Origin of the sequence: Microbacterium sp. Kw_RZR3, from assembly GCF_029222405.1 — a bacterium.
Lineage (GTDB): Bacteria > Actinomycetota > Actinomycetes > Actinomycetales > Microbacteriaceae > Microbacterium.
The window spans coordinates 14,348-38,586 of the sequence record NZ_JARHXC010000070.1 but is presented as its reverse complement, the minus strand read 5'-3'; the positions used below and the strand labels follow the sequence as shown (position 1 = coordinate 38,586).

The window sequence follows — 24,239 nt, the reverse complement described above, 5'->3', positions numbered from 1 at the left end:
GACGGACGATGCCGAGCGGCGTGGACTCGTGTCCCTGCCCGAGCGGGTTGTCCTTCAGGATCGCGACGAGACGCTTCTCGCCGGCCTTGTCGAGCGTCGACCCCAGGATGTTGCCGCCGAGGTCGTTGATGTCGACGACGGCGACATCGAGGTCGATGCCGAGCAGCGACTTCAGACGCGCGGCGACCTCACGGGGGCGCTCCGGTCCGAGAACCACGGCCTGGTTGTAGGGCGGGATCGTGCCCTTGGTGGGGCCGTCGATCGCGCGCGCCTTGTCGCCGGCGATGCGGTAGAAGTCGCCCTTGCGTCCGAACGCCTTCGTCACGGCCGAGACGGCCGCGGCGAACAGGATGCGAGGCGTGCCGCATTCGCGCAGCGCCATCTCCATCGTCTCGGGCATGCCGAGACCGATGCCGTAAGGCGTGCGCGTGACGTACTTCGAGAGGAAGAGCGCGAGCTTGCGGGGCTTGATCGAGTCGAGCTTGAAGGAGCGCCCCTGCGTGATCGCGACGATCTTCTCGGTGACGAACAGCAGGTCGCCCGGCTGCACGGCGTCCTTCGCATACTCGAGGATGAACGCGTCGAGATCGTCGCCCGGCATGACGACCCGCGTGCGGATCGGGATGCGCGCGTACGACGTGCCGTCGACGGTGCGGGTGAGCGCCTTGCCGGCGTTGGCCTCGCCGCTCATTCGAGGTAGTCCCGGAGCGACTGCGAACGCGACGGGTGACGAAGCTTCGCCATCGTCTTCGACTCGATCTGACGGATGCGCTCGCGCGTGACGCCGAACGTGTCGCCGATCTGGTCGAGGGTCTTGGGCTGTCCGTCGCCGAGGCCGAAGCGCATGCGGATCACGCCCGCCTCGCGCTCGCTGAGCGAGTCGAGGAGCGACTCGAGCTGACGCTGCAGCATCGTGAAGCCCACCGCGTCGGCGGGGACGACCGCCTCGGTGTCCTCGATGAGGTCACCGAACTCGCTGTCACCGTCTTCGCCGAGGGGCGTGTGCAGCGAGATGGGTTCGCGGCCGTACTTCTGCACCTCGATGACCTTCTCGGGGGTCATGTCGAGTTCGCGGCTCAGCTCTTCGGGCGTCGGTTCGCGACCGAGGTCCTGCAGCATCTGGCGCTGGACGCGAGCGAGCTTGTTGATGACCTCGACCATGTGCACGGGGATGCGGATGGTGCGGGCCTGGTCGGCCATCGCGCGCGTGATCGCCTGACGGATCCACCAGGTGGCGTAGGTCGAGAACTTGAAGCCCTTGGTGTAGTCGAACTTCTCGACCGCACGGATGAGGCCGAGGTTGCCCTCCTGGATGAGATCGAGGAACTGCATGCCGCGACCGGTGTAGCGCTTGGCGAGCGAGACGACCAGACGGAGGTTGGCGCCGAGCAGGTGGCTCTTCGCACGCTGACCGTCGCGGGCGACCCACTGCAGGTCGAGGCCCAGCTGGCTCGTCTTCTCGGCCGCCGACATGTTCGACAGCTTCTCTTCGGCGAACAGGCCCGCCTCGATACGCATCGCGAGCTCGACCTCTTCGGCCGCGTTCAGGAGCGGGACCTTGCCGATCTGCTTCAGGTAGTCCTTGACCGGGTCGGCCGTGGCGCCGGTGATCTGCGCCGAGTAGACGGGAACGTCGTCCTCGTCGCTCGACGAGATGACGATCGCGCCGGTCGGCAGGGCCTCGGCGGGCGCAGCCGGGGTCTCGTCGTCGTCGTCGCTGTCGTCGTCGGACTTCTTCGCCGCGGGCTTCGCCTCGTCGTCGTCGTCGGTGTCGTCGTCGGTGTCGAGTTCGACATCGACCTCTTCGTCGACCTCTTCTTCGTCTTCGAGGTCGTCGTCCTTCTTCGCCTTCGTCTTGGCCTTGGCCGGTGTGGCCTTGGCCTTGGCGGGGGCCTTCTTCGCCGGCGTCTTCGTCGACGTCGTCACGGCCTCCTCGGAAGTGTCGAGGTCGGTGTCCTTCGCACTCCGGGAGCGGGTCTTGGTGTTCGTGCCTGCCACGTTTCGCCTTTCACCGGGAACGTACGTTGCACGGCCGCCGGTCGTTCTCGGACACTAGTAAGACCCTTGTCAAGTCCGGAGCCGAGGAGCGGGGCTCCTGGACCGGATGACAACGGGTCAGGTTCTTCATTGTCTCACATCCTCGACGCGGGACTTGACGCGCACCGGGGATCTATGCGTAGTAACGCGGAGGAGCGTCCCCACATTCCGCGAGAAGCGCTCTCGGATGCGCGGACCGCGCGGAGCGGGATCAGCCGAGGGGTCCGCGCCGGTCGTCGTCGCTCGGACCGGACGCCAGGAAGCGCTCGAGTTCGGCCGCCAGCTCGTCGGCGCTGGGGAGATCACCCGTGTGAATGATCGGCGTCGCCTGGGTCGAACCGGCCATGTAGGAGTCGTAGCGTTCCTCGAGGCCCTGCAGCATGCGCGTGAGCTCGTCGCTCGCGGTGACCTGCTCGGTCACCTTCGTGAGGAAGTCGCGGTTCTCCTCGCGCAGCACTTCTCCGGAGAAGACGAGTCCGGTGGCCACCGTGAGGCTGTCGAGGGCGGCGAGGGTGGCAGCGGGGTACTCGGTGTCGGCGAGATAGTGCGGAACCAGTAGCGCGAACCCGGCGACCTTGGCGCCGGCCTCCGCGAAGCGGTACTCGAGCAGGTGGCCGACTGTCGAGGGCACCTGCGTGTGAGGGCGCCAGACGGAGTGCGCTTCGGCGAGATCGGAGCGCGTGCCGCTGACCGTGGTGCCGATCGGCCGCGTGTGCGGAACGGGGAGCGGGATGGCGTGCACCCACGTCACGGACGACACCTGGAGTCCGGCGCTGAGCTCGAGGACGCTCTCGGCGAAGGCTTCCCAGAGGAAGTCCGGTTCGTATCCCGCCAAGAGGAGGAAGGGGCTGCCCAGGGAGTCGTGGGCGAGCGACAGCTCGAGCCGCGGCGGCCGGTAGTCGCTGAGGTGGTCTTCGACGAATGTGATCAAGGGGCGCCGAGCGCGGTAGTCGAGCAGCGTGTCGTTGTCGAACGCGACGACGGCGTGGGGCTCCAGGTCGTTGCGGAAGTACTCGACGAGCCGGGTGACGGCCCCGCCGGCGTCGGTGAACCCCGTGAGCGCGATCACCAGGGGAAGCCCCGAGGGCACCGGCGGCGCGGAGGGTGCGCGATCGTACAGCGGTGCGGAATACGGCATGCCCCCCAGCTTACGAGCCGGGTCGGACGTCGGGGTCCGGAGCGTCCCGCTGCTAGCGAACACACGCGAACCTAGGATGGACGACATGCCCTTTCCTCCCGTGGCGCACACAAGCGCCCCCCTGCGCGAGTCCGATGCCGATGCGATTCTTCTGGTGGTCGCCAAGCCTGTGGGCGAAGGTGCAGACCCCGCGGAGTGGAACGGACTCGGTGCCGCTCTGACGGCCGTCGGATTCACCGGAGCTCCCGGCTCGTTCCAGCGGGTGCATGTGCCCGGGGTCACCACGCCGCTCGCTGTCGTGGGTGCGGGGAGCGATCCGGATGCCGCCGCCCTCCGCGACGCGGCGGGTGCAGGGCTGCGCCAGCTCACGGGCTTCGAGCACGTCGCGGTTCAGGCGCTGGTGCCGTCCGCATGGCGGCCGCTGGCCGAAGGGGCGGCCCTCGGTGGCTACCGTTTCGCGGGATACAAGAAGGAGTCGCCGAAGACCCGCGCGCAGCGCGTCACGGTGTTCTCGTCCGACGCCCCAGCCGACGAGGACGTCGTCGCCGTGGCAGCCATCTCGGGCGCGGTCGCTCTCGTGAAGGATCTGGTCACCACGCCCGCCGAGTGGCTCGGTCCCGCCGATTTCGCCGACGCGGCGGTCGAGGCGGTCGCCGGTCTGCCCGTCGACGTCGAGGTGCTCGACGAGGAAGCGCTTCGCGACGGCGGGTACGGCGGCATCCTGGGTGTCGGTCAGGGCTCGGACCGCCCGCCTCGCCTCGTCCGCCTCGACTACTCCCCCACCGGGGCGCAGCGTCACGTCGCCCTCGTCGGCAAGGGCATCACGTTCGACACCGGCGGCCTGTCGCTGAAGCCCGCCGCCTCGATGGTCGGCATGAAGTACGACATGTGCGGTGCGGCGACGGTCCTCGCGGTGCTCAAGGCCGCCGCCGAGATGTCCCTGCCCGTTCGGGTGAGCGCGTGGCTGTGCATCGCCGACAACATGCCGTCGGGTCGGGCCACGCGTCCCGGTGACGTGCTCCGCACGCTCGACGGGACGACCGTGGAGGTGTTGAACACGGATGCCGAAGGTCGTCTCGTGCTCGCCGACGGCCTCGCTGCCGCGAGCCGTGAGCGGCCCGATCTGCTCGTCGACGTCGCCACGCTCACCGGCGCGATCACGATCGCGCTCGGAAACCGGCACACCGGCGTGATGGGCGAAGACGACGCTGTCGCCGAGTACCTCTCCGCCGCGTCGCGTGCCTCGGAGCTCGCCTGGCAGCTGCCGCTCCCGGCGCACATGGTCGACGACCTCGACTCGCCCATCGCGGACCTGCAGAACGCCAAGATCGGCGACCCGGCGGGAGGCTCGCTCTTCGCGGGGCTCTTCCTCCGCCACTTCGTCGGCCGGGTCTCGGACGAGGCCGACGCCCCCCGCATCCCGTGGGTGCACCTCGACATCGCGGGTGTGGGAATGAACAAGGGTGCTCCGTTCGGGTACACCGACAAGGGCGTCACGGCGGCGACGGTTCGTTCGCTGGTCGAGCTGCTGGCGAGCTCGCGATGACCGAGTACTCCGCCGACGTCGTCGTCCTCGGGGGTGGGAGCGGCGGGTACGCCGCTGCCCTTCGTCTCGCCGAGCTGGGCAAGGACGTGGTCCTCGTCGAGAAGGACAAGCTCGGGGGCACGTGCCTGCATCGGGGCTGCATCCCGACCAAGGCCCTTCTGCACGCGGCCGAGGTCGCGGATGCGGCACGCGATGCGGCGAACATCGGCGTGAACGCGAGTTTGACCGGCATCGACCCGGCCGGGGTGCGCGCTTACCGCGAGGGCATCGTGGCCAAGAAGTTCAAAGGGCTCGAGGGGCTCATCTCGGCGCGCGGCATTCGCGTCGTCCGCGGGGAGGGATCCCTCGAGACCGGACCGGCGGTGCGCGTCGGCGCCGACCTCTACCGGGGCGCCGATGTGATTCTGGCGACGGGGTCGTACAGCCGCAGCCTTCCCGGGCTCGAGATCGGGGGGCGCGTTCTCACCAGCGAGCAGGCTCTCGACCTCGACGTGGTCCCGCAGCGCGTCGTCGTTCTGGGCGGCGGCGTCATCGGCGTCGAGTTCGCGAGCGTCTGGCGCTCTTTCGGCGTCGACGTCACGATCGTCGAGGCACTCCCCCACCTCCTGCCCGCGGAGGATGTCGCATCCAGCAAGGCCCTCGAGCGCGCGTTCCGCAAGCGGGGCATCGAGTTCCGGCTCGGTCGGCGATTCGACTCGGCGCGACAGGACGAGCACGGCATCACCGTGGTCCTCGATGACGGGGCGGAGCTGTCGGCGGACTACGTCCTGGTGGCGGTCGGCCGGGGTCCGGCCACCGCCGGCCTCGGCTACGAGGAGGCCGGTGTCGTCCTCGACCGCGGTTTCGTGCAGACCGACGAACGTCTGCGCACCGCAGCCGCCCACGTCTGGGCGGTAGGCGACATCGTGCCCGGACTGCAACTGGCGCACCGGGGCTTCCAGCAGGGCATCTTCGTCGCGGAGGAGATTGCGGGCCTGTCTCCCGTGCTCGTCTCCGACTCCGACGTCCCTCGCGTCGCCTACTCGCACCCGGAGGTCGCGTCCGTCGGTCTCACCGAGGCCCAGGCACAGGATCGTTACGGATCCGAGGCCGTCCGCGCCTACGATTACAACCTCGCCGGGAACGGCCGGAGTGAGATCATCGGAACGTCGGGGATCGTCAAGATCGTCCGGCGGGTCGACGGGCCGGTCGTCGGTGCGCATCTCGTGGGCGACCGCGTGGGCGAACTGATCACCGAGGCCCAGCTCGCGGTGGGCTGGGAGGCCCACCCGGAAGACATCGCGCCGTTCGTCCACGCGCACCCCACCCAGAGCGAGGCGCTCGGCGAAGCCTTCTTGGCTCTCGCCGGAAAGCCCCTGCACGCACTTTGACCACGAACCGGTCACTAAGCTAGATACCGCATCCGGTACGAAGGAGACATATCCATGAGCACTTCCGTCGTCCTCCCCGCTCTCGGCGAGAGCGTGACCGAGGGAACGGTCACCCGCTGGCTGAAGCAGGTCGGTGACACCGTCCAGGAGGACGAGGGTCTGCTGGAGATCTCGACCGACAAGGTCGACACCGAGATCCCCTCGCCCGTTTCGGGCGTGATCGAAGAGATCCTCGTGCAAGAAGACGAGACCGTCGAGGTCGGCGCCGTGCTGGCGAAGATCGGCGACGGGTCCGGCGCCGGTTCGTCGGACGCCGCGCCCGAGGCCGCGCCCGCCGCTCAGGAGGAGGCTGCCGCGCAGGAGGAAGCCCCCGCCGAGGAGGCTGCCCCCGCCGAGGCTCCGGCAGCAGCCGCACAGCCCTCCCCGGCGTCGTCCGGCGACGCGACGGACGTCAAGCTCCCCGAGCTCGGTGAGAGCGTCACCGAGGGCACCGTCACGCGCTGGCTGAAGGCCGTCGGCGACGATGTCGCCGTGGACGAGCCGCTGCTCGAGATCTCGACCGACAAGGTCGACACCGAGATCCCCTCGCCGGTCGCCGGAACCCTCCAGGAGATCGTCGTCCAGGAAGACGAGACGGTTGCCGTTGGCGCCACGCTCGCGCGCATCGGCAGCGGTGCTCCCGCTCCTGCCGAGGCTCCCGCGCCCGCCCCGGCCGCCGAGGAGAAGCCGGCCGAGCAGCCCGCTCCCGCCGTGGAAGAGAAGCCCGCTCCGCAGCCCGCCGCCGAGAAGCCCGCCGAGGCCCCGGCTCCGGCCGCGGAGAAGCCCGCCGAGCAGGCGCCCGCAGTCTCGTCCAACGATGACGTCACCTACGTCACCCCGCTCGTCCGGCGTCTCGCCCAGCAGCAGGGCGTCGACTTGACCACGGTCAAGGGGAGCGGAGTCGGTGGACGCATCCGCAAGGAAGACGTCCTGAAGGCGGCCGAGGCCGCGAAGTCGGCTCCGGCGGCGGCTCCCGCGGCTGCTGCTCCGTCTGCTCCTGCGCCTGTCGAGGTGTCGCCGCTTCGCGGCACGACGCAGAAGATGTCGCGTCTGCGCAAGGTCATCGCCGAACGCGCCGTCGCATCGATGCAGGCCACCGCGCAGCTCACGACCGTCGTCGAGGTCGACGTGACGAAGGTCGCGGCGCTCCGTGACCGCGTGAAGGGCGAGTTCCAGCAGAAGACGGGCGACAAGCTCTCGTTCCTGCCGTTCTTCGCCATCGCGGCGATCGAGGCCCTCAAGGCCTTCCCGATCATCAACTCGACGGTCGAGGGCGACGAGATCGTCTACCCCGCCCAGGAGAACGTCGCGATCGCCGTCGACACCGAGCGTGGTCTGCTGACGCCGGTCGTCAAGGACGCGGGTGAGAAGAACATCGCTCAGCTCGCGCGCGAGATCGCCGACCTGGCGGCTCGCACCCGTGACAACAAGCTGAAGCCCGACGAGCTCGCCGGCGGCACGTTCACGCTGACCAACACCGGTTCGCGCGGCGCGCTGTTCGACACGCCCATCGTCTTCCTGCCGCAGTCGGCGATCCTCGGCCTCGGTGCCGTGGTGAAGAAGCCGGGTGTCGTCTCGGTCGACGGCAAGGATGCGATCGCCGTGCGCTCGTACGTGTACCTGGCGCTCTCCTACGATCACCGCATCATCGACGGTGCGGACGCCGCTCGCTTCCTCGGCGCGGTGAAGGCACGCCTCGAGGCGGCTCAGTTCGAGGGAGACGTCGGGATCTGATCCCCGCTGCAACCGGCTCATGATGGCTGGTCCGTGCCCGATCTGACGGCGCGGACCAGCCATCGGTCTTTGTCGCGCACGAGCGTCACGTATTGTCGTCGATCGCCAGCGTCCAGACGGAAGACAGCGAGTCCCCCGAAGTCATCGACCAGGGTGATGTCCGCGACGGCCGGGTTCATCGGTGTCTCGTCGTCGCCGGCTGCTCGACCCTCTCTGAGCCGCTGCTCGCATCCCGGCTCTCCGGCGCATGCCGCATACGATTCGAGCAGTGCGCGCGCGGAGGCGACGATCTCCCCGTCCGCCGAGGTCTCCGACGGCGCCGGTGTGCGCGTCTGTACGTCGAGGAGGTGGGTCGTACCGCCGAGATCGAGAACCGTCGGATGACCGGACGGAGTCGGCGTCGCCGGAGGCGTGGCATCCGGAATCTCTTCGTCCGCCCACGTGGTGGCGGACGGGCCGGGATCGCCGGCGGGAATCGACGCAGGTGCGGAGGACGGAAGGAGCAATCCGAGCACGAGCGCGGTGGCGACCGCCACGGCGCCGAACGTGATCCAGCGGAGGTGGCGGACACGGCGCAGCTTCTCACGCACGTCGCGCACGGCTTCGGCGACCATGGTCGCCACGTCCGCATCGACGGTGGTGAGGAAGCCGGATGCCGAGGCCGCGGGAGCCCTAACGGGTCCGGTGTCGGCCGCGACGATCGGCGCGAGGGGGCCGAGGACCAGGGGAACAGGATCGGCCCACGCGAAGAGTCGTCGTTCCGCCTCCTCCCAGGCGCGGGGAGGGTCGGTCAACACGGTGTCCCGTGCACGCTCGACGAGGGGCCGTCCGTCGCGATCGGTCATGTCCGCAAGGCGCGCGAGAACGCGAGCCGTCTCGGCCAGGACGTCGTCGCCCTCGCCCTCTCCCTCATCCAGCAGTGTCGGACAGCCCCGGGCCGTCAGCGCCCAGAAGCCTCGATGGGAGCGGTCTTCCGCGCGATGGCATCCGCGCAGAACACCCACCGCGAGGGTCACGACCTCGCCGGGCGACAGCGGAAGACCGCTCCGTGAGCGGCGGTGGAGGTAGTCGTCGAGGCGTTCGACGACGGGAGGGGCGGCAGACGCGATCATCCGTCGATCGTGCGCTTTCCCGCGACCGCGCGCGGCATTCACGAGGGCAATCGTGGACAGAGCGGAGCATCGACCGGCTGGGGAGGAGAGGCGGCGTCACGCGCGAAGATAGAATCGTTCCTATGGCCGCTCGTACCACCACCCCTGAGAAGCGTCCGGGATTCTTCTCGCAGCTTCGCACGCTCTACACCTTCACGCAGAAGGAGTACCGCTGGCTCCCGTTCGCGCTGGCCGGCATCGTACTGGTGGGCGCCGCGCTCGGCGTGCTGATCGGGTTCCTCATCCCGCCGGTGGCCGTCTGGAGCGTGATCCTGTGGGGCTTCACGGGCCTGCTGGCCGGCATCCTGGGCGGAATGATCACGATGACGCGCCTGTCGACCCACGCGATGTACAAGAAGATCGACGGGATGCCGGGGGCCACCGGCCACGTCCTGTCGTCGTCGCTCGGCCGCAACTGGCAGGCGTCGGAAACGCCCATCGGCGTGAACCCCCGCACGCAGGAAGCGGTCTACCGTGCAATTGGCCGCGGCGGTGTCGTCCTCATCGGCGAGGGATCGCGCACGCGACTTTCCCGGCTCATGGGTGAAGAGCGAGCCCGCGTGCAGCGCGTCGCCACCGGCGTGCCCATCACGGTCATCTACGTCGGTCACGGCGAGGACGAGGTCGCCATCAAGGACCTCGCCTCGAGGATCAAGGCGCTGCCGAAGAAGGTCGACCGTGCCACCATGGCGGCCGTCATCAAGCGCGTTTCCTCCGTCTCGCAGGGCCTGGCCTCGCTGCCGATCCCGAAGGGCGTCGACCCGAACAAGATGCGGGCACCGCGCCCCCGTTGACCCACGAGGAAGGCCCCGCCGAGGCGGGGCCTTTCTGCTGTCAACTGCGGACGAGAACCGTTCCGACGGCCTTGTCGTGCAGACCTCTCTGGTCTGAGTCCCACACCACCGCGGGGATCACGAGCGCCAGAAGGATCGTGCGGACGATCGGGCGCCACACGCCCACCCATCCCCCGGATGCCAATTCGAGACGCATCCCCATGAGTCGGTGCCCCGGGCTTCCGCCGATCAACGGGATGAACAGAATCTGCACGGCGAAGAAGATGAGGTTCGTCGCGATGGGATTCGCAAACGGCACGCCGGTCACAGGATCGGGGCTCGAGAAGAAGGCGAAGCCGATGAGACCGGCGCTCGCGACGTCGATCAACAGGGCGGCGATGCGCCGTCCGGGCCGGGCGATGGAGCCGCGGCCCTCGCGGGGAAGGCCGAGCCGCTGGCCCGGATATTCGTTGTCGGTCGCAGCGGTCACGACCCCAGCGTAATCGGGTCCGCGTAACATCCCCGAAACATGCGAGATATGACCGAGACACCGGTTCTGGGTATGGTCGAGGAGGCGAGCCGCGGCCCGCCCATCCCGAATGTTCTACCTCTGGAGTCTTCATGTTCAAAGATTCGTCCGAGGTGCTGAAGTTCATCCAGGACGAGGACGTCAAGTTCCTCGACATCCGTTTCACGGACCTTCCTGGTGTGCAGCAGCACTTCAACATCCCCGCCTCGACCGTCGACGAGGAGTTCTTCACCGTCGGACAGCTGTTCGATGGCTCGTCGATCCGCGGGTTCGCGAACATCCACGAGTCGGACATGCAGCTCATCCCCGACGTGACGACGGCGTACCTCGACCCGTTCCGCGAGGCGAAGACGCTCGTCATGGTCTTCGACATCTACAACCCGCGCAACGGCGAGATCTACTCGAAGGACCCGCGTCAGGTCGCCAAGAAGGCTGAGAAGTACCTCGCCTCCACCGGCATCGCCGACACCGCCTTCTTCGCTCCCGAGGCCGAGTTCTACATCTTCGACGACGTCCGCTACGAAGTGAAGCAGAACGCGAGCTTCTACTCGGTCGACTCCGAGGAAGGCGCCTGGAACACGGGCCGCGTCGAAGAGGGCGGAAACCTCGCCAACAAGACGCCCTACAAGGGTGGCTACTTCCCGGTCTCTCCCGTCGACAAGCAGGCTGACCTGCGCGACGACATCAGCCTCAAGCTGATCGACGCGGGCCTCATCCTCGAGCGCGCCCACCACGAGGTCGGCACCGGCGGCCAGGCCGAGATCAACTACCGCTTCGACACCATGGTGCACGCGGCCGACGACATCCTGAAGTTCAAGTACATCGTCAAGAACACCGCTGAAGAGTGGGGCAAGGTCGCCACCTTCATGCCGAAGCCGCTCTTCGGCGACAACGGTTCGGGCATGCACACCCACCAGTCGCTGTGGAACGACGGCAAGCCGCTGTTCTACGACGAGACCGGCTACGGCGGCCTCTCCGACATCGCCCGCTGGTACATCGGCGGCATCCTGGCTCACGCCCCCGCCGTGCTCGCCTTCACCAACCCGACCCTCAACAGCTACCACCGCCTGGTGAAGGGCTTCGAGGCGCCGGTCAACCTGGTGTACTCGGCCGGTAACCGCTCGGCGGCGATCCGTATCCCGATCACGGGCACGAACCCGAAGGCCAAGCGCATCGAGTTCCGCGCCCCCGACGCCTCGGGTAACCCGTACCTCGCGTTCGCCGCTCAGCTGATGGCCGGCATCGACGGCATCAAGAACCGCATCGAGCCGCACGAGCCCGTCGACAAGGACCTCTACGAGCTCCCGGCCGAAGAGGCGAAGAACATCCCGCAGGTTCCGAACTCGCTGCTCGACTCGCTCGAGGCCCTCCGCGCCGACCACGAGTTCCTGCTCGCCGGTGGCGTCTTCACCGAGGAGCTCATCGAGACCTGGATCGAGTACAAGATCGAGAACGAGATCCAGCCGATCGCTCAGCGTCCGCACCCGTTCGAGTACGAACTGTACTTCGGGGTCTGATCGCCTGATCGCTGAAAGACGCCCGTCCCCGCCGTTTCGTGGGGGCGGGCGTCGTCGTTCGTCCGACCGGTCTCACGGCGGCCCGCGGGTTTGGCAGGATGGGTCGATGATCGAACGACGAAGGCCGTTCGCGCTGGCTATCGGTGCGATCACCGTCGTGATTCTGCTGTCCGGGTGCGACGGCTCTGGCGCCGCACCATCGCGCTCAGCGGCCGGCGAAGAGAGCTTCACCCGGGCGCAGGCGGTGAACCTCAACTTCAAGGCCGCCGTCGCCGAGGTGCAGGAGCAGATCTACGCCGGAGAGTGGCGCGTCGGAGAGTATGGCGACATTCCTGCACGATGCGAAGACGGATACGAGTTCATCCTGCGCCGGAACCTGCCGGAGGGTTTCTCCTTCGACGGACAGGGGCTGCAGCGCATGGCCGATCTCCGAGCGTGGATGACAGACAACGGCTGGCAGGTCGCTCCGTCGCCCACCTACGGCGAGGGCATCGAGAACACCGTGATCGTGGCAGGCAAGCCGGAGGCAAAGGTGTCTCGGTTGGACGTCGACATGATTCCGGCCGGTGCATCGGGCGGCGTGGTCGATGTGCTCGAGGTTCGCGCGACCTCCACCTGCGAGCCCGGCGATCCCACGGCGCTCCTTGACCAGTTGCGTGGACCGCTCACCGCGGTCCCGGAGGACGATGGCATCCCGGACCTCGAAAGACCGGATGCCACTCCCCTGTTCGAGCGGTTCACCGAAGGCTGAGACCGGTCAGGACGCCGCCCGCGCCGCCCGCTTCTGCTCCTGGAACACGCGGATCGCCTCGTACCGTTCGGCGGAGCGCGCCTGTCGTTTCGCTGCTTCCTCCTCGCGGACCTTTGGAGGGGCGTTCGTCACCAGGTCGTCGAGAAGATGACGAACGGATGCCGCGATCTCGGCCACCGCGCGATCGAAGACCTCTTGGTTGGCCCTCGACGGTTTCGTCGTCCCCACGATCTTGCGGACGAACTGGAGAGCGGCGTCGTGGCACTCGGCATCCGTCGCGGGCGGGGTGAAGTTGTGGAGGGGGACGATGTTCCGGCACATGGCGCCAGGGTAGGACGATTCCGGCGTCGAGGCGAGGGCGTCCCCAACGCGGGGCGCGCGGCCTGCCAGGATGAGCCATATGGATGTCGAAACCGCCCAGGCGGATGTGCGTCGGCTGTATCGGGGCGGATTCTCGGGGCCGCTCGTGTCGGCCGTGATCTGGGCGGCGGCGTCGGCCGCCTCTCTCTGGGGGTCGATCTGGCTGTCGATGTCGGTCTTGTTCCTCGGTGGCATGATGATCTTCCCCCTCTCAGCTCTCGTCTTGAAGATTCTGGGTGGGCCAGCGTTCCTTCCGAGGGGGCACCCGTCAGCCGCCTTGGCGATGCAGAGCGCCTTCACCGTTCCGCTCGGACTGCTCGTGGCGATCGCCCTCGGCAGCGTGGCGCCGACGCTCTTCCTTCCCGCTTCGCTGATCATCGTCGGCGCTCACTACCTCACGTTCATCTCGCTCTACGGCATGCGGCTTTACGGCGTTCTTGCGGGCGTTCTCGTGGCCGTGGGTGCGACGGCGATGTTCGCGGCTCCCGCGCTTCGCGGCCTCAGCGGGTGGATCGGTGCGGCGGTTCTGCTCATCTTCGCCGTTCCGCTGTATCTCGCAGCGCGAGCAGCGGAGCAGCGCAACAGGTCGCACGCGTAGAGGCTCCACGCTCCCGGCATCCCCACAGGTGCCGTGCTGCCGGGATGTCGGAGGGGCGCGGAAGGATGGATGCCATGCCCCTCCCCTACGCTTCGCGTCCCTGGCTGAGCTCCTACGCAGAAGGAGTCCCGCACGAGATCGACGAGCCGACGCAGACTCTGCCCGAGATGATGGCCGCGAGCGTGTCGCGGTACGGCAAGAGCCCCGCGCTCGAGTTCTTCGGCGCGACGACGACCTACCGCGAGCTGGGAAAGCTCGTCGACCGGGCCGCCGAGGGTCTTCGTCGGCTCGGTGTGCGCGCCGGTGATCGGGTCGCCCTCGTGCTTCCCAACTGTCCGCAGCACGTGGTCGCGTTCTACGCGGCCCTCCGGCTCGGTGCGATCGTCATCGAGCACAACCCGATCTACACCCCTCGCGAGTTGCGACACCAGTTCGAGGATCACGGCGCGCGGTTCGCGATCGTGTGGGACAAGGTCGCCGACACCGTTGCCGAGTTCCCCTCCGACCTGGCGCTCGAGCACGTCGTCAGCGTCGACATCACATCCGCCATGCCGCGCTTCCAGCGCCTCGCGCTGCGCCTGCCCGTACGCAAAGCCCGGGAGGCCCGCGCGCAGCTCACCGCCGCCCCTACGTCGAAGCGGGTCCGCCGGTGGGAGACGCTGCTCGGCCACGGCACGCTGTCGCGAAAGCAGGCCGGACCGCGACTCGACGACATCGCGCTCCTCCAGTACACGAGCGGCACGACGGGCAGTCCCAAGGGGGCAGTACTGACGCACGCGAACCTGCGCGCCAACGCGATGCAGGGCCGCGCCTGGGTGCCGGGTCTGCATGACGGGGAAGAGACGTTCTACGGCGTCCTTCCTCTGTTCCACGCGTACGGGCTCACTCTGTGCCTGACGTTCGCGATGAGCATCGGCGCGAAGCTCGTGCTGTTCCCGAAGTACGATCTCGAGCTCGTGGCATCCGCGATCCGGAAGAGCCCACCGACCTTCCTGCCCGCGGTTCCGCCCATCTACGACCAGCTCGCCCGCGCGGCCGCTCGCGGCACGATCGATCTGTCGACCGTGCGTTTCGCGATCTCGGGGGCGATGAGCCTGCCCGTCGCGACCGTGGATCGCTGGGAGGCCGCCACCGGCGGTCTGCTCGTCGAGGGGTACGGCATGACCGAGTCCTCGCCCGTCGCGCTCGGCAACCCGATCGGTCCGTCTCGCAGGCCGGGCACGGTGGGCGTGCCGTTCCCCAGCACCGAGATCCGCGTGGTCGATCCCGCCGACCCCGAGAGCGATGTACCCCTCGGCGATACGGGCGAACTGCTCCTGCGCGGTCCACAGGTGTTCCAGGGCTACTGGAACCGCCCGACCGACACCGCCGAGACGCTGCTCGACGGAGGGTGGTTGCGCACGGGCGACATCGCCTCCGTCTCCCCCGACGGTTTCGTCACGATCGTCGACCGGTTGAAAGAGATCATCATCACGGGCGGGTTCAACGTCTCGCCCAGCGAGGTCGAGGACGCGCTCGTCGCTCATCCCGATATCGAGGCTGCCGCCGTCGTCGCGCTGCCCAAGCCGCGGGGCGGCGAAGACGTCGCTGCCGCGATCGTCGTCCGCGACGGGGTCGACCTCGAGCCGGACGCGGTGCGCGACTTCTGCAAGACCCGCCTGGCTGCCTACAAGGTCCCGCGGCGCGTGATCATCGTCGACGACCTCCCGCGCTCGCTCGTGGGCAAGGTCCTGCGTCGAGAGGTGCGCGAGCGCCTGATGTCGTGACCGGCGCGCGATCTCGGACCGCGGGCCCGCCACCGAACGGAGATCACCCGTAGAAGAGCTTCTCGAAGACGCGTCGGGCACGGCGGGTCGCGGCGAGGTAGTCCTCCTCGACACGGGTCGCTGAGCGCGGCGGATACTCGAGGATGCGTCCGATGCCGTCGAGACGGGCGCGGTCGGCGGGGAGCACGTCGCTCGTCTGGCCCGAGAGCAGGGTGTTGGCCGAACGGAGGCGGCTCGCCAGGTGCCAGGATGCCGCGAGCTTCTCGGCCGCGTCGGCCGGGACGAGGCCGGCATCGACGGCCGCGCGGAGCGCTCCGAGGGTCGACGTTGTCCGAAGACCCGGCACGGCGCGGGCGTGCTGCAGCTGGAGGATCTGGACGAGCCACTCGACGTCGCTGAGCGACCCCGGACCGAGCTTGAGGTGACGTGCGGGGTCGGCACCCTGCGGAAGCCGCTCGTTCTCGACGCGTGCCTTGATGCGACGGATCTCGCGCAAACCGTTCGGGTCGGCCTTCTCGGGGTAGCGCACCTCGTCGGCGAGAGCCATGAAGTCGTTGATGAGCTTGACGCTGCCGGCGACGCCGCGGGCGCGCAGGAGGGCCTGCGCCTCCCACGACAACGACCAGCGGCGGTAGTACTCGGCGTACGCGTCGAGGGAGCGGGCCAGAGGGCCACTGCGACCCTCGGGGCGCAACTCGGCGTCGAGATCGAGCGGGAGGCGGTGGTCCTCGGAATGCTCGCGCAGGCCGGCGACGATCTTCAGCGCCAGGTTGTTCGCGCGCTGAGGATCGAGGCCGTTCGCGCGATAGACGTACATCACGTCGGCATCCGACCCGAAACCGAGCTCTCGACCGCCGAAGCGTCCCATCGCGATGACCGAGAAGTCGAGGTCATCGTCCTCCGGCGGGACGACGGCGCGGCGGACGGCGCGGAGCGTCGCCTGGATCGTCGTCTCGGTGATGGTGGTCAGAGCGTCGGAGAGCTCCTCCAGCGACACCACCTCGAGCACAGCCGCCATCGCGACACGGAGCATCTCGCGACGACGGAGCGCGCGTACCGACCGCATGGCGTCGTCGATGTTCTGCCATCGCGTCTGGATGGCTCGCGCCTCATCTTCGAGCGCCTTGCCCGAGCGTGGGCGGAGCAGAGCATCGTCGTCGAGCCATGCCACCGCTTCGGGTATCCACTCCATCAGCTCGCCGATGTAGCGCGATCCCGACAGCACACGCGTCAGGCTCTCGGCCGCACCGGCGGAGTCTCTAAGCACACGGAGGAACCAGGGTGTGTTCCCCAGTCGCTCGCTGATGCGCCGGAAAACCAGGAGCCCGTAGTCGGGGTCGACGCCATCGGCGAACCAGCGGATCATCACCGGCATGAGGTGCCGCTGAATGGTGGCCTTGCGGCTCAACCCGGTGGTCAGCGCGGCGATGTGCCTCAGGGCGCCGGCAGGATCGCGGAAGCCGATCGCGGCGAGGCGGTCGCGCGCCTGCTCGGTCGAGAGGGTGCGCTCCCCCTCGGGCAGGGCCGCCACGGCGGAGAGCAGCGGACGGTAGAAGAGGCGCACGTGGATGTCGCGCACCTCGCGTTTGATGGCCTCCCACGCGGCCTGAACCCCCTCGGCGGAATCCGCCAATCGCGTCGCCCGCGCGAGGACGCGAAGATCGTCGGGCTTCTCGGGGAGGAGCGCCGTCCTGCGCAGACCCCGCAATTGCAGGCGATGCTCAAGCAGACGCAGCAGGCGGTAGTCGCGCGCGAACGCCTCGGCCTCGGAACGCCCGATGTAGCCCTCGGCGACGAGCGCGTCCAACGCTTCGAGCGTGCCGCGCTGGCGGATCCGCTCGTCGGTGAGCCCGTGCACGAGCTGAAGCAGCTGCACCGTGAACTCGACATCGCGGATGCCGCCGGGACCGAGCTTCAGCTGACGGTTGATCTCGCTCGCCGGGATGTGGTCGGTCACGCGCTCGCGCATGCGCTGCACGCCCTCGACGAAGTTCTCGCGCGCGGCGCTGTGCCACACGAGAGGCTGCATCGCCGAGACGTAGTCGGCGCCGAGCTGCGCGTCGCCCGCGATCGCGCGCGCCTTCAAGAGCGCCTGAAACTCCCAGCTCTTCGCCCACCGGTCGTAGTACTGCCGGTGCGAGCCGAGGCTGCGTACGAGCGCTCCCTGCTTCCCTTCGGGGCGGAGGTTCGGGTCGACCTCCCACAGAGGCGGCTCGATCTCAGGCCCCGAGATGCCGCGCATCGTCTGCACGGCCAGGCGCGTCCCGATGTCGATCGCGCGCGCCTCGGACACGACCTCTTCGTCAGCCGACCCGCCGACGAAGATCACGTCGACGTCGCTGACATAGTTCAGCTCGCGGGCACCGGTCTTGCCCATCGCGATGATCGCGAACTGCGTCGCCTCGACCTGGGCGCGCGGAAACGCCGCCGGCCCGGGCCCGGCCACACGCGCACGAGCGACGCTCAGCGAAGCCTCGAGCGCCGCTCCGGCCAGGTCGGCGAGGGATGCCGAGACCATGTCGATCGCGGCGGCCGGGTCGTCCTGCCCCAGGTCGTACGCGGCGATCCGGGCCAGGATGCGCCGATAGCGCACTCGCAACGCCACCCACGCGGCATCCGAGGAATCCGCCGCGAAGCCGTTCTCGTCGCCGACGGATGCCAGGAGGTCGGCACGCATCTCCTGCTCGTCGGGGATGGTCAGACCGGCGCCGGCGAGGTGCGCGAGCTCCTCCGGATGACGGAGGTAGAACTCCGCGAACCCGTCCGAGGCGCCCACGATGTCCCAGAGCGCGCGCCACGCTCCGGCGTCTGCGGCGCAGGCGCGCACCGCATCCGTGTTCCGTCGAGCGATCTGCACGATCGCCGACAGGGCGCGATCGGGGTCCGCGACGCGCTGCGCCAGGGCCGTGGCATCCGTCCGCTCGACGCCGACCAGCTCGTCGAGCTCGCCGAGGAGCGCATCGGCCTCGGCGAGTCGCGAGAAGCCGATGCGCGCCAGGGCCGTGAGCGCCGTCGATCGATCGCCCGACATCATCGGTGTCCTGTCGGGCGGTGTCAGAGTGCCTCGAGGTTGCTCGCGAGCTCGAACGGCGTCACCTGAGCGCGGTACTGCTGCCATTCGCGACGCTTGTTGAGCAGCACGTACTTGAAGACCGTCTCGCCGAGCGTCTCGGCGACGAGCTCCGACTCCTCGAGGTACTCGAGGGCGTGGTCGAGGCTCGCGGGCAGCGGCGCGTATCCGAGCGCACGGCGCTCGGCGTCGCTGAGCGACCAGACGTTGTCTTCGGCCTCGGCGGGGAGCTCGTACTCCTCTTCGATGCCCTTGAGGCCGGCCGCGAGCATGAGCGCGTACGACAGGTACGGGTTCGCGGCGGAGTCGAGCGCGCGGTACTCAACCCGCGTCGACTGACCCTTGTTCGGCTTGTACAGCGGCACGCGCACGAGCGCCGACCGGTTGTTGTGGCCCCAGCAGATGAAGCTGGGAGCCTCGTCGCCGCCCCACAGGCGCTTGTACGAGTTGACGAACTGGTTGGTGACGGCCGAGATCTCGTTCGCGTGGCGCAGCAGGCCCGCGATGAAGTGACGGCCGACCTTCGACAGCTGGTACTGCGCGCCCTCTTCGTAGAACGCGTTCATGTCGCCCTCGAAGAGCGACAGGTGCGTGTGCATGCCGCTGCCGGGCTGGCCGCTGATCGGCTTCGGCATGAACGTGGCGTAGACGCCCTGCTCGATCGCGACCTCCTTCACGACCGTGCGGAAGGTCATGATGTTGTCGGCGGTCGTGAGCGCGTCTGCGTAGCGCAGGTCGATCTCGTTCTGGCCGGGGCCGCCCTCGTGGTGGCTGAACTCGACGGAGATGCCGAGGTCTTCGAGCATGCGCACCGAGCGACGGCGGAAGTCGTGAGCCGTGCCGCCGGGGACGTTGTCGAAGTAGCCGGCCGAGTCGACGGGCTCGGGGCGTCCGTCGGCGCCCAGCTGGGACGACTTGAGGAGGTAGAACTCGATCTCGGGGTGCGTGTAGAACGTGAACCCGGCGTCGGCGGCCTTGGCGAGCGTGCGCTTGAGCACGTGGCGCGGGTCGGCCACGGCGGGCTGGCCGTCGGGCGTCGTGATGTCGCAGAACATGCGCGCCGTGGGGTCGATCTCGCCGCGCCACGGCAGGATCTGGAAGGTCGTCGGGTCGGGGTGGGCGAGCAGGTCCGACTCGTACGAACGCGTGAGACCCTCGATGGCCGAGCCGTCGAATCCGAGGCCCTCGGTGAAGGCCCCCTCGACCTCGGCCGGCGCGATCGCCACCGACTTCAGCGTGCCCACGACATCCGTGAACCACAGGCGCACGAACTTCACGCCGCGTTCTTCGATCGTGCGCAGAACGAAATCGCGCTGCTTGTCCATCGTCGTCATCCCTCGTTCTCAGTACGGTGCGGTCAGCGGTTGACGCCGTCGACGGGTCAGCGGTCGTCGCGGGCGTCGTCTTCGGCCCACTGCCGCGACCGCTCGCGCAGGATCTCGGGCGCGCGAGCCGCCTCTTCGGCGGTGTCGAAGGGCCCGGCACGGTCGATCGCCGGCGAGGCGTATCCCTGCTCCACCTCGTGGGTCTCCAGGTTGTACCAGTACTTCGTGTTCTCGTCGCTCACGATCGCTCCTCGCGTGGGTCAAGCGTCTGCGGCGGCTGTCCGCCGGGCCTCTGTCGATCCTACTGATCCAGGCCGCTCGGCTGGATAGGCTGGAGGGCATGGCAACGAATGCGTCGCGCGCGGTCGGAGTGGACATCGGCGGAACCGGAATCAAAGCGGGGATCGTCGATCTGGATGCCGGGGAGTTGGTCAGCGATCGCATCAAGGTCGCGACCCCCGCCGGCGCGGAGCCCGCCGACGTGCTCGCCGCCGTCAAGGAGGTGCTCGAGACCCTCGAAGCGCCGGCAGACCTGCCGCTCGGCGTGGCCTTCCCGGCCATCGTGAAGGGCGGACGAACCCTCTCGGCAGCCAACGTGTCGAAGTCGTGGATCGGCTTCGAGGCGGAGAAGTTCTTCGAGCACGGTCTGTCTCGCGACATTCACTTCGCTAACGACGCCGATGTCGCCGGTGTCGCGGAGGTGCGATACGGCGCCGCGAAGGGTATCGACGGTCTCGTCATCCTGACGACGCTCGGCACCGGGATTGGTTCGGCGCTGATCTACGACGGCGTGCTCGTCCCCAACAGCGAGCTCGGCCATCTGCAGCGCAGCGGTCACAAGCGGGACGCCGAGGGCTACGCCGCCTACTCCGTGATGGAGCGCGAGGAACTCTCGTGGGAGAAATGGGCGAAGCGCCTGCAGTGGTACTACGACTACGTGGAGTTCCTCTTCAGCCCCGACCTGATCGTCGTGGGCGGCGGGGTCTCGAAGCACTCCGAGCAGTTCCTGCCCCTGCTCAAGCTGCGTGCCCCCATCGTCCCCGCGAAGCATCGCAACAACGCGGGGATCATCGGCGCAGCCTCGCTGGCCGTGCCTGTGCCCGAGGCGCTGCCCGCTGTCAAGTGAGGCCGTCTTTCTGACGGACGCGTTTCGGCTTTCCTATGGTGGAGCCATGAAACGTCTCCCCGCTGTCCTCGTCCTCGCCACCGCCGCTGTGCTCCTCGCCGGATGCACCAGCGAAACGACCGAGGAGAACATCACCGTCATGCCCGGACAGACCGGGACCTTCTCGTCGGGCGACACGACCGTCGTCGTCGAGCCGGAAGACACCGCGAGTCCGGCCTCGTCGGAGGATGCCGCCTACCTCACCGAGGTGCGCAGCAAGCTCGGCGACCTCGCTTCGGCGACGGACGATGAGTTGGTCTCGCTCGGCGAGAGCACGTGCGAGCAGCTCGAGGCCGGAACGCCCGCCGACCAGGTCATCCTCGTCGTTCCCGCGGGCCTCTCCGCTCAGCCGGGTGACGGCGTCATCGTCGCCCAGGCTGCTCAGGCGACGCTCTGCGACTGACCGGCGCATTCGCCGAACCGGCGTGCAGGCCCGTCCTCGCGGCGCGAACTCGCCTGGTCGAGTGACGTGAAGCGAATGGGTCGGCCTGTACGCCGGGTTCTGTCCGGGGGCGAAACGCCCCGTGGACGGTCATCTCTCTCGGCGACACGTTGCCGTGCCGCTCCAGCGGCCTACCCGGGGACTCGGCGAGCCGCGTCAACATCCCCTGTCTGGCCTTGCTCCGGACGAGGTTTACCGTGCGGGTCGTGTCACCACGACCCCGGTGGTCTCTTACACCACCCTTTCACCCTTACCCCGCGGCCCTTCGACAAGCTCAGGGACCGGTGGGGCGGTCTGCTCTCTGTGGCACTGTCTCGCGGATTGCTCCGGGTGGGCGTTACCCACCGTCCTGCCCTGTGGAGCCCGGACGTTCCTCGGCACGGGCGAACCCGTGACGCGACCGTCCAGCCGACCCATTCGCACCCTCGAGTCTACGCGGGCCGATCACGCCTTCTCCGCCGTCTCGCCGATTCGGAGGTCGAGCGGGAAGTCCAGGGGGAACGAGCCGAAGAGAAGGCGTTGAGCGGTCGCCGCCGACTCGCGGACGGCCGCGGCGACGGCCTCGGCGTGAACGACCGGCGTGTGCACGATGATCTCGTCGTGCAGGTAGAACGCCAGGTGCGGGCGGCGCTCGAACACCGGGCCGGAGCGGGGCGCGGCGTCCGCGGCATCCATGGGTTCGAAAGCCGCGAGGCGCCCGCGCAGATCGGCGAGCCAGGCGAGAGCCCATTCGGCGGCCGTTCCCTGCACCACGAAGTTGCGCGTGAAGCGCCCCCGGTCGCGCGCGGAGCGGCGGGCGCGGGTCTCGTCGATCCCGGATGCCTCGGCGTCGCCGGCCCGCGACTGCACCGCACGCCACGCCTCGCCCGGTCCGGGCGAGGTGCGGCCGAGCCACGTCGACACGACACCGCCCTCTTCGCCGACGCGCGCCGCATGGTCGACGAGCGCCATGGCCCGGGGGAAGGTGCGCCGCAGACGGGGAAGGAGACGGCCGCTCTCCCCGGTCGTCGCGCCGTACATCGCCCCGAGCATCGCGATCTTCGCCTCGGCGCGCGTGGCCACCGCGCCGGCCTCGACGACACCCGCGTACAGGTCGCGGCCGCGCGCGGCGTCGGCGAGAGCGGTGTCGCGCGCCATCGCCGCCAGGACGCGGGGTTCCAGCTGCGCCACGTCGGCCGTGACGAGCGTCCACCCCGGGTCGGCGCGAACCGCGACACGGAGCGCCCGGGGAATCTGCAGCGCTCCCCCGCCGGATGACGCCCAGCGGCCGGTGACGACGCCCGCCGGCACGTACACGGGCCGGAACCGGCCGTCGTTAACCCACTCCGACATCCACGCCCACCCGTTCGCGGTGTACAGGCGCATCAGCTTCTTGTACGCCAGGAGGGGTTCCACCACCGGATGGTCGTGCTCGGACAGCTCCCACTTGCTCGTCGATTCGACGAAGAGACCGGCGCGATGGAGCGACCGCAGCAGACGTGGCTGCGAGTCGAGCGACGCCGACGGGTCGCCGAGAGCCGCGCGCACGCGTGCCGCGGACTCCTCGATGCGGGTGGGGAGAGCCTGGCCGCGCCGCTCCCCCAGCTCCCGCGCCAGTAGGATGCCGTGCGCCTCGACGCTCCATGGCAAGCCGGTCTCATGCAGCTCGACCGCGAGAAGTGCGCCCGCCGACTCGGCCGCGCACAGAAGGCGCAGCGCAGCCGGCGTGGAGGCGCCGTCGATGGCGGCGCGCTGACGGCGATACTCCTCGAGCGCCGCGTCTGCGGTGTCGGGAGGGCCGGATGCCGTGTCCGCGAGGTCGAACAGTGTGTCGGCCGCGACGGTGTCGGCTGCCACCGCGTCCCAGGCGCGAGCGGCACGCAGACCGTGGTCGTCGGTGACGGCTGCGGCATCGCGGAGGAGCGCGTGCACGAGGCGGAGGTCCCATGCTCGCCCCACGCGAACGCCCGCGGCGAGCAGACCGGGATACCACGTACGCGTGTCGCTCCAGATCCAGCGGACCGGCCCGGTCGTCTCGCGGTCGTGGATCGCACGGGTGACGTCGGACGCCCGGACGGTGACGGCGGAGGTCGCGGCGCCCGTGGCATCCAGATCGATCAGGGTGACATCACCGGATGCCGTCCGTCCGACGACGACCGCGTCAGAGGCCGCGGACGCCAGGGCGCTTCACCGCGATTCTTCGGTGCGCACGAGGATCGCCCCGCACTCGGGGCAGAAGACGACCTCGTCGGTCTGCGCGCGGCGGACCGACGCCAGATCGCTCGGGGGCAGAACCATGCGACACGCTTCGCACGCACCCGCTCGGAGGAGACCGGCACCGTTTCCGCGCGCGGCCAGGCGCTCGTAGAGCGCGACCAGATCCGCCGGCACGGAGCCGGCCACGGCCTCGCGGTCGCGACGGGCTCCCTCGAGCCGCTCGGTGGCCTCGGCGACCACGCGCTTGGCTTCGGCGCTCAGCTCTGCACCGCGGGCGTTGGTCTCGGCGATCAGAGCCTCTTGCTCGGCAACGGCGGCATCCGCGCTCTCGAGCCGCTCCATGAGTTCGATCTCGAGGTCTTCGAGATCGCTCTTGCGACGCGCGAGAGCGGCGAGCTCGCTCTCGAAGCCCTGCGCCTGCTTCGGGTTCGACGAGGCGGCGAGCCGCTCGGTGTCGCGCGCGATGCGTGCGTCGACGACCTTGACGTCGGACTCGAGGCGCGCGATCTCAGCCGTCAGGTCATCGCGGGCGTTGGCTCGACTCGACAGCTCCTGGGTCAGCGTGGCGCGCTGGGCGAGCAGGTCGCGCACCTCCGCCGCTTGCGGCGGGTTGCCCGCGACACGCTCATCGTGCCGGATCCGGGCATCGAGGTCGGCGAGATCGAGCAGTTTGCGCTGGTCGGCGGGGTCGGCGTTCACGGTGTCCACGCTACCGCGAGGGTCGGACACGCG

The 24,239-nt window shown here is 69.0% G+C and carries 21 protein-coding genes and 1 other RNA gene; 10 read left to right on the top strand and 12 right to left on the bottom strand.

What is annotated here, in order from left to right; translation table 11 throughout:
• From P2P98_RS03775 to P2P98_RS03765, 3 genes are all read right to left on the bottom strand, one after another.
• Positions 1-691: coenzyme F420-0:L-glutamate ligase (locus tag P2P98_RS03775; RefSeq protein WP_275797362.1), on the bottom strand; the 691-nt coding region annotated here is incomplete at its 3' end.
• Positions 688-1,998 (bottom strand): RNA polymerase sigma factor, encoded by a 1,311-nt coding sequence (locus P2P98_RS03770; RefSeq protein WP_275797360.1) that lies wholly within the window; start codon positions 1,996-1,998, stop codon positions 688-690. The genes P2P98_RS03775 and P2P98_RS03770, both read right to left, overlap by 4 nt.
• A gap of 250 nt (positions 1,999-2,248) precedes the next feature.
• The gene (locus P2P98_RS03765; protein ID WP_058595653.1) at positions 2,249-3,175 is read right to left on the bottom strand and encodes a PAC2 family protein; all 927 of its coding nucleotides are present in this window, start codon (positions 3,173-3,175) and stop codon (positions 2,249-2,251) included.
• Positions 3,176-3,260: 85 nt separating this feature from the next.
• On the opposite strand from P2P98_RS03765, the gene P2P98_RS03760 reads away from it, so the two are divergent.
• Genes P2P98_RS03760 through sucB form a run of 3 tightly spaced genes read left to right on the top strand, consistent with a single transcriptional unit; the run spans position 3,261 to position 7,864 of the window.
• Entirely contained in the window at positions 3,261-4,721 is a 1,461-nt protein-coding gene (locus P2P98_RS03760) for a leucyl aminopeptidase (RefSeq protein ID WP_275797358.1), read from the top strand.
• Positions 4,718-6,091: a dihydrolipoyl dehydrogenase gene (gene lpdA / locus P2P98_RS03755; protein WP_275797356.1), complete on the top strand. Its 1,374-nt coding sequence runs from the start codon at positions 4,718-4,720 to the stop codon at positions 6,089-6,091. The genes P2P98_RS03760 and lpdA overlap by 4 nt, the downstream gene beginning before the upstream one ends.
• 54 nt (positions 6,092-6,145) lie before the next feature.
• Entirely contained in the window at positions 6,146-7,864 is a 1,719-nt protein-coding gene (gene sucB, locus P2P98_RS03750) for a 2-oxoglutarate dehydrogenase, E2 component, dihydrolipoamide succinyltransferase (protein ID WP_275797354.1), read from the top strand.
• Between the two features lie 17 nt (positions 7,865-7,881).
• Here sucB and P2P98_RS03745 read toward each other — a convergent pair whose 3' ends face one another.
• The gene (locus P2P98_RS03745) at positions 7,882-8,976 is read right to left on the bottom strand and encodes a hypothetical protein (RefSeq protein ID WP_275797352.1); all 1,095 of its coding nucleotides are present in this window, start codon (positions 8,974-8,976) and stop codon (positions 7,882-7,884) included.
• A gap of 122 nt (positions 8,977-9,098) precedes the next feature.
• Between P2P98_RS03745 and P2P98_RS03740 the strand changes: the two genes are divergently transcribed.
• Positions 9,099-9,809: a DUF4191 domain-containing protein gene (locus P2P98_RS03740; protein ID WP_275797350.1), complete on the top strand. Its 711-nt coding sequence runs from the start codon at positions 9,099-9,101 to the stop codon at positions 9,807-9,809.
• A gap of 40 nt (positions 9,810-9,849) precedes the next feature.
• Here P2P98_RS03740 and P2P98_RS03735 read toward each other — a convergent pair whose 3' ends face one another.
• Positions 9,850-10,308, bottom strand: coding sequence for an RDD family protein (locus tag P2P98_RS03735; RefSeq protein WP_058595648.1), 459 nt, complete (start codon positions 10,306-10,308; stop codon positions 9,850-9,852).
• Between the two features lie 101 nt (positions 10,309-10,409).
• On the opposite strand from P2P98_RS03735, the gene glnA (P2P98_RS03730) reads away from it, so the two are divergent.
• Both glnA (P2P98_RS03730) and P2P98_RS03725 read left to right on the top strand, forming a co-directional pair.
• Positions 10,410-11,834 (top strand): type I glutamate--ammonia ligase, encoded by a 1,425-nt coding sequence (gene glnA, locus P2P98_RS03730; protein WP_058595647.1) that lies wholly within the window; start codon positions 10,410-10,412, stop codon positions 11,832-11,834.
• Positions 11,835-11,940: 106 nt separating this feature from the next.
• Positions 11,941-12,585, top strand: coding sequence for a hypothetical protein (locus P2P98_RS03725; RefSeq protein ID WP_275797347.1), 645 nt, complete (start codon positions 11,941-11,943; stop codon positions 12,583-12,585).
• 6 nt (positions 12,586-12,591) lie between these two features.
• Here the strand turns inward: P2P98_RS03725 and P2P98_RS03720 are convergent, their stop codons facing one another.
• A complete protein-coding gene (locus P2P98_RS03720; RefSeq protein ID WP_275797345.1) occupies positions 12,592-12,906 on the bottom strand; it encodes a DUF2277 domain-containing protein in 315 nt (104 codons plus the stop codon).
• Between the two features lie 79 nt (positions 12,907-12,985).
• Between P2P98_RS03720 and P2P98_RS03715 the strand changes: the two genes are divergently transcribed.
• The gene (locus P2P98_RS03715; protein WP_275797343.1) at positions 12,986-13,543 is read left to right on the top strand and encodes a hypothetical protein; all 558 of its coding nucleotides are present in this window, start codon (positions 12,986-12,988) and stop codon (positions 13,541-13,543) included.
• Positions 13,544-13,617: 74 nt separating this feature from the next.
• Positions 13,618-15,309, top strand: a complete 1,692-nt coding sequence (locus P2P98_RS03710) for a long-chain-fatty-acid--CoA ligase (RefSeq protein WP_275797342.1) — start codon at positions 13,618-13,620, stop codon at positions 15,307-15,309.
• A gap of 43 nt (positions 15,310-15,352) precedes the next feature.
• Here P2P98_RS03710 and P2P98_RS03705 read toward each other — a convergent pair whose 3' ends face one another.
• Genes P2P98_RS03705 through P2P98_RS03695 form a run of 3 tightly spaced genes read right to left on the bottom strand, consistent with a single transcriptional unit; the run spans position 15,353 to position 19,946 of the window.
• Positions 15,353-18,343 (bottom strand): bifunctional [glutamine synthetase] adenylyltransferase/[glutamine synthetase]-adenylyl-L-tyrosine phosphorylase, encoded by a 2,991-nt coding sequence (locus tag P2P98_RS03705; RefSeq protein ID WP_275797340.1) that lies wholly within the window; start codon positions 18,341-18,343, stop codon positions 15,353-15,355.
• Positions 18,344-18,363: 20 nt separating this feature from the next.
• The gene (glnA, locus tag P2P98_RS03700) at positions 18,364-19,704 is read right to left on the bottom strand and encodes a type I glutamate--ammonia ligase (RefSeq protein ID WP_058595722.1); all 1,341 of its coding nucleotides are present in this window, start codon (positions 19,702-19,704) and stop codon (positions 18,364-18,366) included.
• A gap of 56 nt (positions 19,705-19,760) precedes the next feature.
• Complete coding sequence (locus P2P98_RS03695) at positions 19,761-19,946, bottom strand: SPOR domain-containing protein (protein ID WP_275797338.1); 186 nt, start codon at positions 19,944-19,946, stop codon at positions 19,761-19,763.
• Positions 19,947-20,044: 98 nt separating this feature from the next.
• Between P2P98_RS03695 and P2P98_RS03690 the strand changes: the two genes are divergently transcribed.
• Both P2P98_RS03690 and P2P98_RS03685 read left to right on the top strand, forming a co-directional pair.
• Positions 20,045-20,830: a polyphosphate--glucose phosphotransferase gene (locus P2P98_RS03690; RefSeq protein ID WP_275797336.1), complete on the top strand. Its 786-nt coding sequence runs from the start codon at positions 20,045-20,047 to the stop codon at positions 20,828-20,830.
• 46 nt (positions 20,831-20,876) lie between these two features.
• The gene (locus tag P2P98_RS03685; RefSeq protein WP_275797334.1) at positions 20,877-21,272 is read left to right on the top strand and encodes a DUF732 domain-containing protein; all 396 of its coding nucleotides are present in this window, start codon (positions 20,877-20,879) and stop codon (positions 21,270-21,272) included.
• Between the two features lie 72 nt (positions 21,273-21,344).
• Here the strand turns inward: P2P98_RS03685 and rnpB are convergent.
• From rnpB to P2P98_RS03670, 3 genes are all read right to left on the bottom strand, one after another.
• Positions 21,345-21,727: RNase P RNA component class A (gene rnpB / locus P2P98_RS03680), an RNA gene on the bottom strand.
• A gap of 28 nt (positions 21,728-21,755) precedes the next feature.
• On the bottom strand, positions 21,756-23,471 hold the full coding sequence (locus P2P98_RS03675; protein ID WP_275797366.1) for a bifunctional 3'-5' exonuclease/DNA polymerase: 1,716 nt from the start codon (positions 23,469-23,471) through the stop codon (positions 21,756-21,758).
• Between the two features lie 6 nt (positions 23,472-23,477).
• The gene (locus P2P98_RS03670; RefSeq protein ID WP_275797332.1) at positions 23,478-24,206 is read right to left on the bottom strand and encodes a C4-type zinc ribbon domain-containing protein; all 729 of its coding nucleotides are present in this window, start codon (positions 24,204-24,206) and stop codon (positions 23,478-23,480) included.
• Positions 24,207-24,239 lie beyond the last annotated feature (33 nt).

Excerpts from the sequence above, each read along its gene's own strand:
- P2P98_RS03765 (WP_058595653.1), bottom strand. The coding sequence starts at position 3,175 with ATGCCGTATTCCGCACCGCTGTACGATCGCGCACCCTCCGCGCCGCCG.
- P2P98_RS03760 (WP_275797358.1), top strand. The coding sequence starts at position 3,261 with ATGCCCTTTCCTCCCGTGGCGCACACAAGCGCCCCCCTGCGCGAGTCC.
- lpdA (WP_275797356.1), top strand. The coding sequence starts at position 4,718 with ATGACCGAGTACTCCGCCGACGTCGTCGTCCTCGGGGGTGGGAGCGGC.
- sucB (WP_275797354.1), top strand. The coding sequence starts at position 6,146 with ATGAGCACTTCCGTCGTCCTCCCCGCTCTCGGCGAGAGCGTGACCGAG.
- P2P98_RS03745 (WP_275797352.1), bottom strand. The coding sequence starts at position 8,976 with ATGATCGCGTCTGCCGCCCCTCCCGTCGTCGAACGCCTCGACGACTAC.
- P2P98_RS03740 (WP_275797350.1), top strand. The coding sequence starts at position 9,099 with ATGGCCGCTCGTACCACCACCCCTGAGAAGCGTCCGGGATTCTTCTCG.
- P2P98_RS03735 (WP_058595648.1), bottom strand. The coding sequence starts at position 10,308 with ATGTTACGCGGACCCGATTACGCTGGGGTCGTGACCGCTGCGACCGAC.
- glnA (WP_058595647.1), top strand. The coding sequence starts at position 10,410 with ATGTTCAAAGATTCGTCCGAGGTGCTGAAGTTCATCCAGGACGAGGAC.
- P2P98_RS03725 (WP_275797347.1), top strand. The coding sequence starts at position 11,941 with ATGATCGAACGACGAAGGCCGTTCGCGCTGGCTATCGGTGCGATCACC.
- P2P98_RS03720 (WP_275797345.1), bottom strand. The coding sequence starts at position 12,906 with ATGTGCCGGAACATCGTCCCCCTCCACAACTTCACCCCGCCCGCGACG.
- P2P98_RS03715 (WP_275797343.1), top strand. The coding sequence starts at position 12,986 with ATGGATGTCGAAACCGCCCAGGCGGATGTGCGTCGGCTGTATCGGGGC.
- P2P98_RS03710 (WP_275797342.1), top strand. The coding sequence starts at position 13,618 with ATGCCCCTCCCCTACGCTTCGCGTCCCTGGCTGAGCTCCTACGCAGAA.
- P2P98_RS03705 (WP_275797340.1), bottom strand. The coding sequence starts at position 18,343 with ATGATGTCGGGCGATCGATCGACGGCGCTCACGGCCCTGGCGCGCATC.
- glnA (WP_058595722.1), bottom strand. The coding sequence starts at position 19,704 with ATGGACAAGCAGCGCGATTTCGTTCTGCGCACGATCGAAGAACGCGGC.
- P2P98_RS03690 (WP_275797336.1), top strand. The coding sequence starts at position 20,045 with ATGGCAACGAATGCGTCGCGCGCGGTCGGAGTGGACATCGGCGGAACC.
- P2P98_RS03685 (WP_275797334.1), top strand. The coding sequence starts at position 20,877 with ATGAAACGTCTCCCCGCTGTCCTCGTCCTCGCCACCGCCGCTGTGCTC.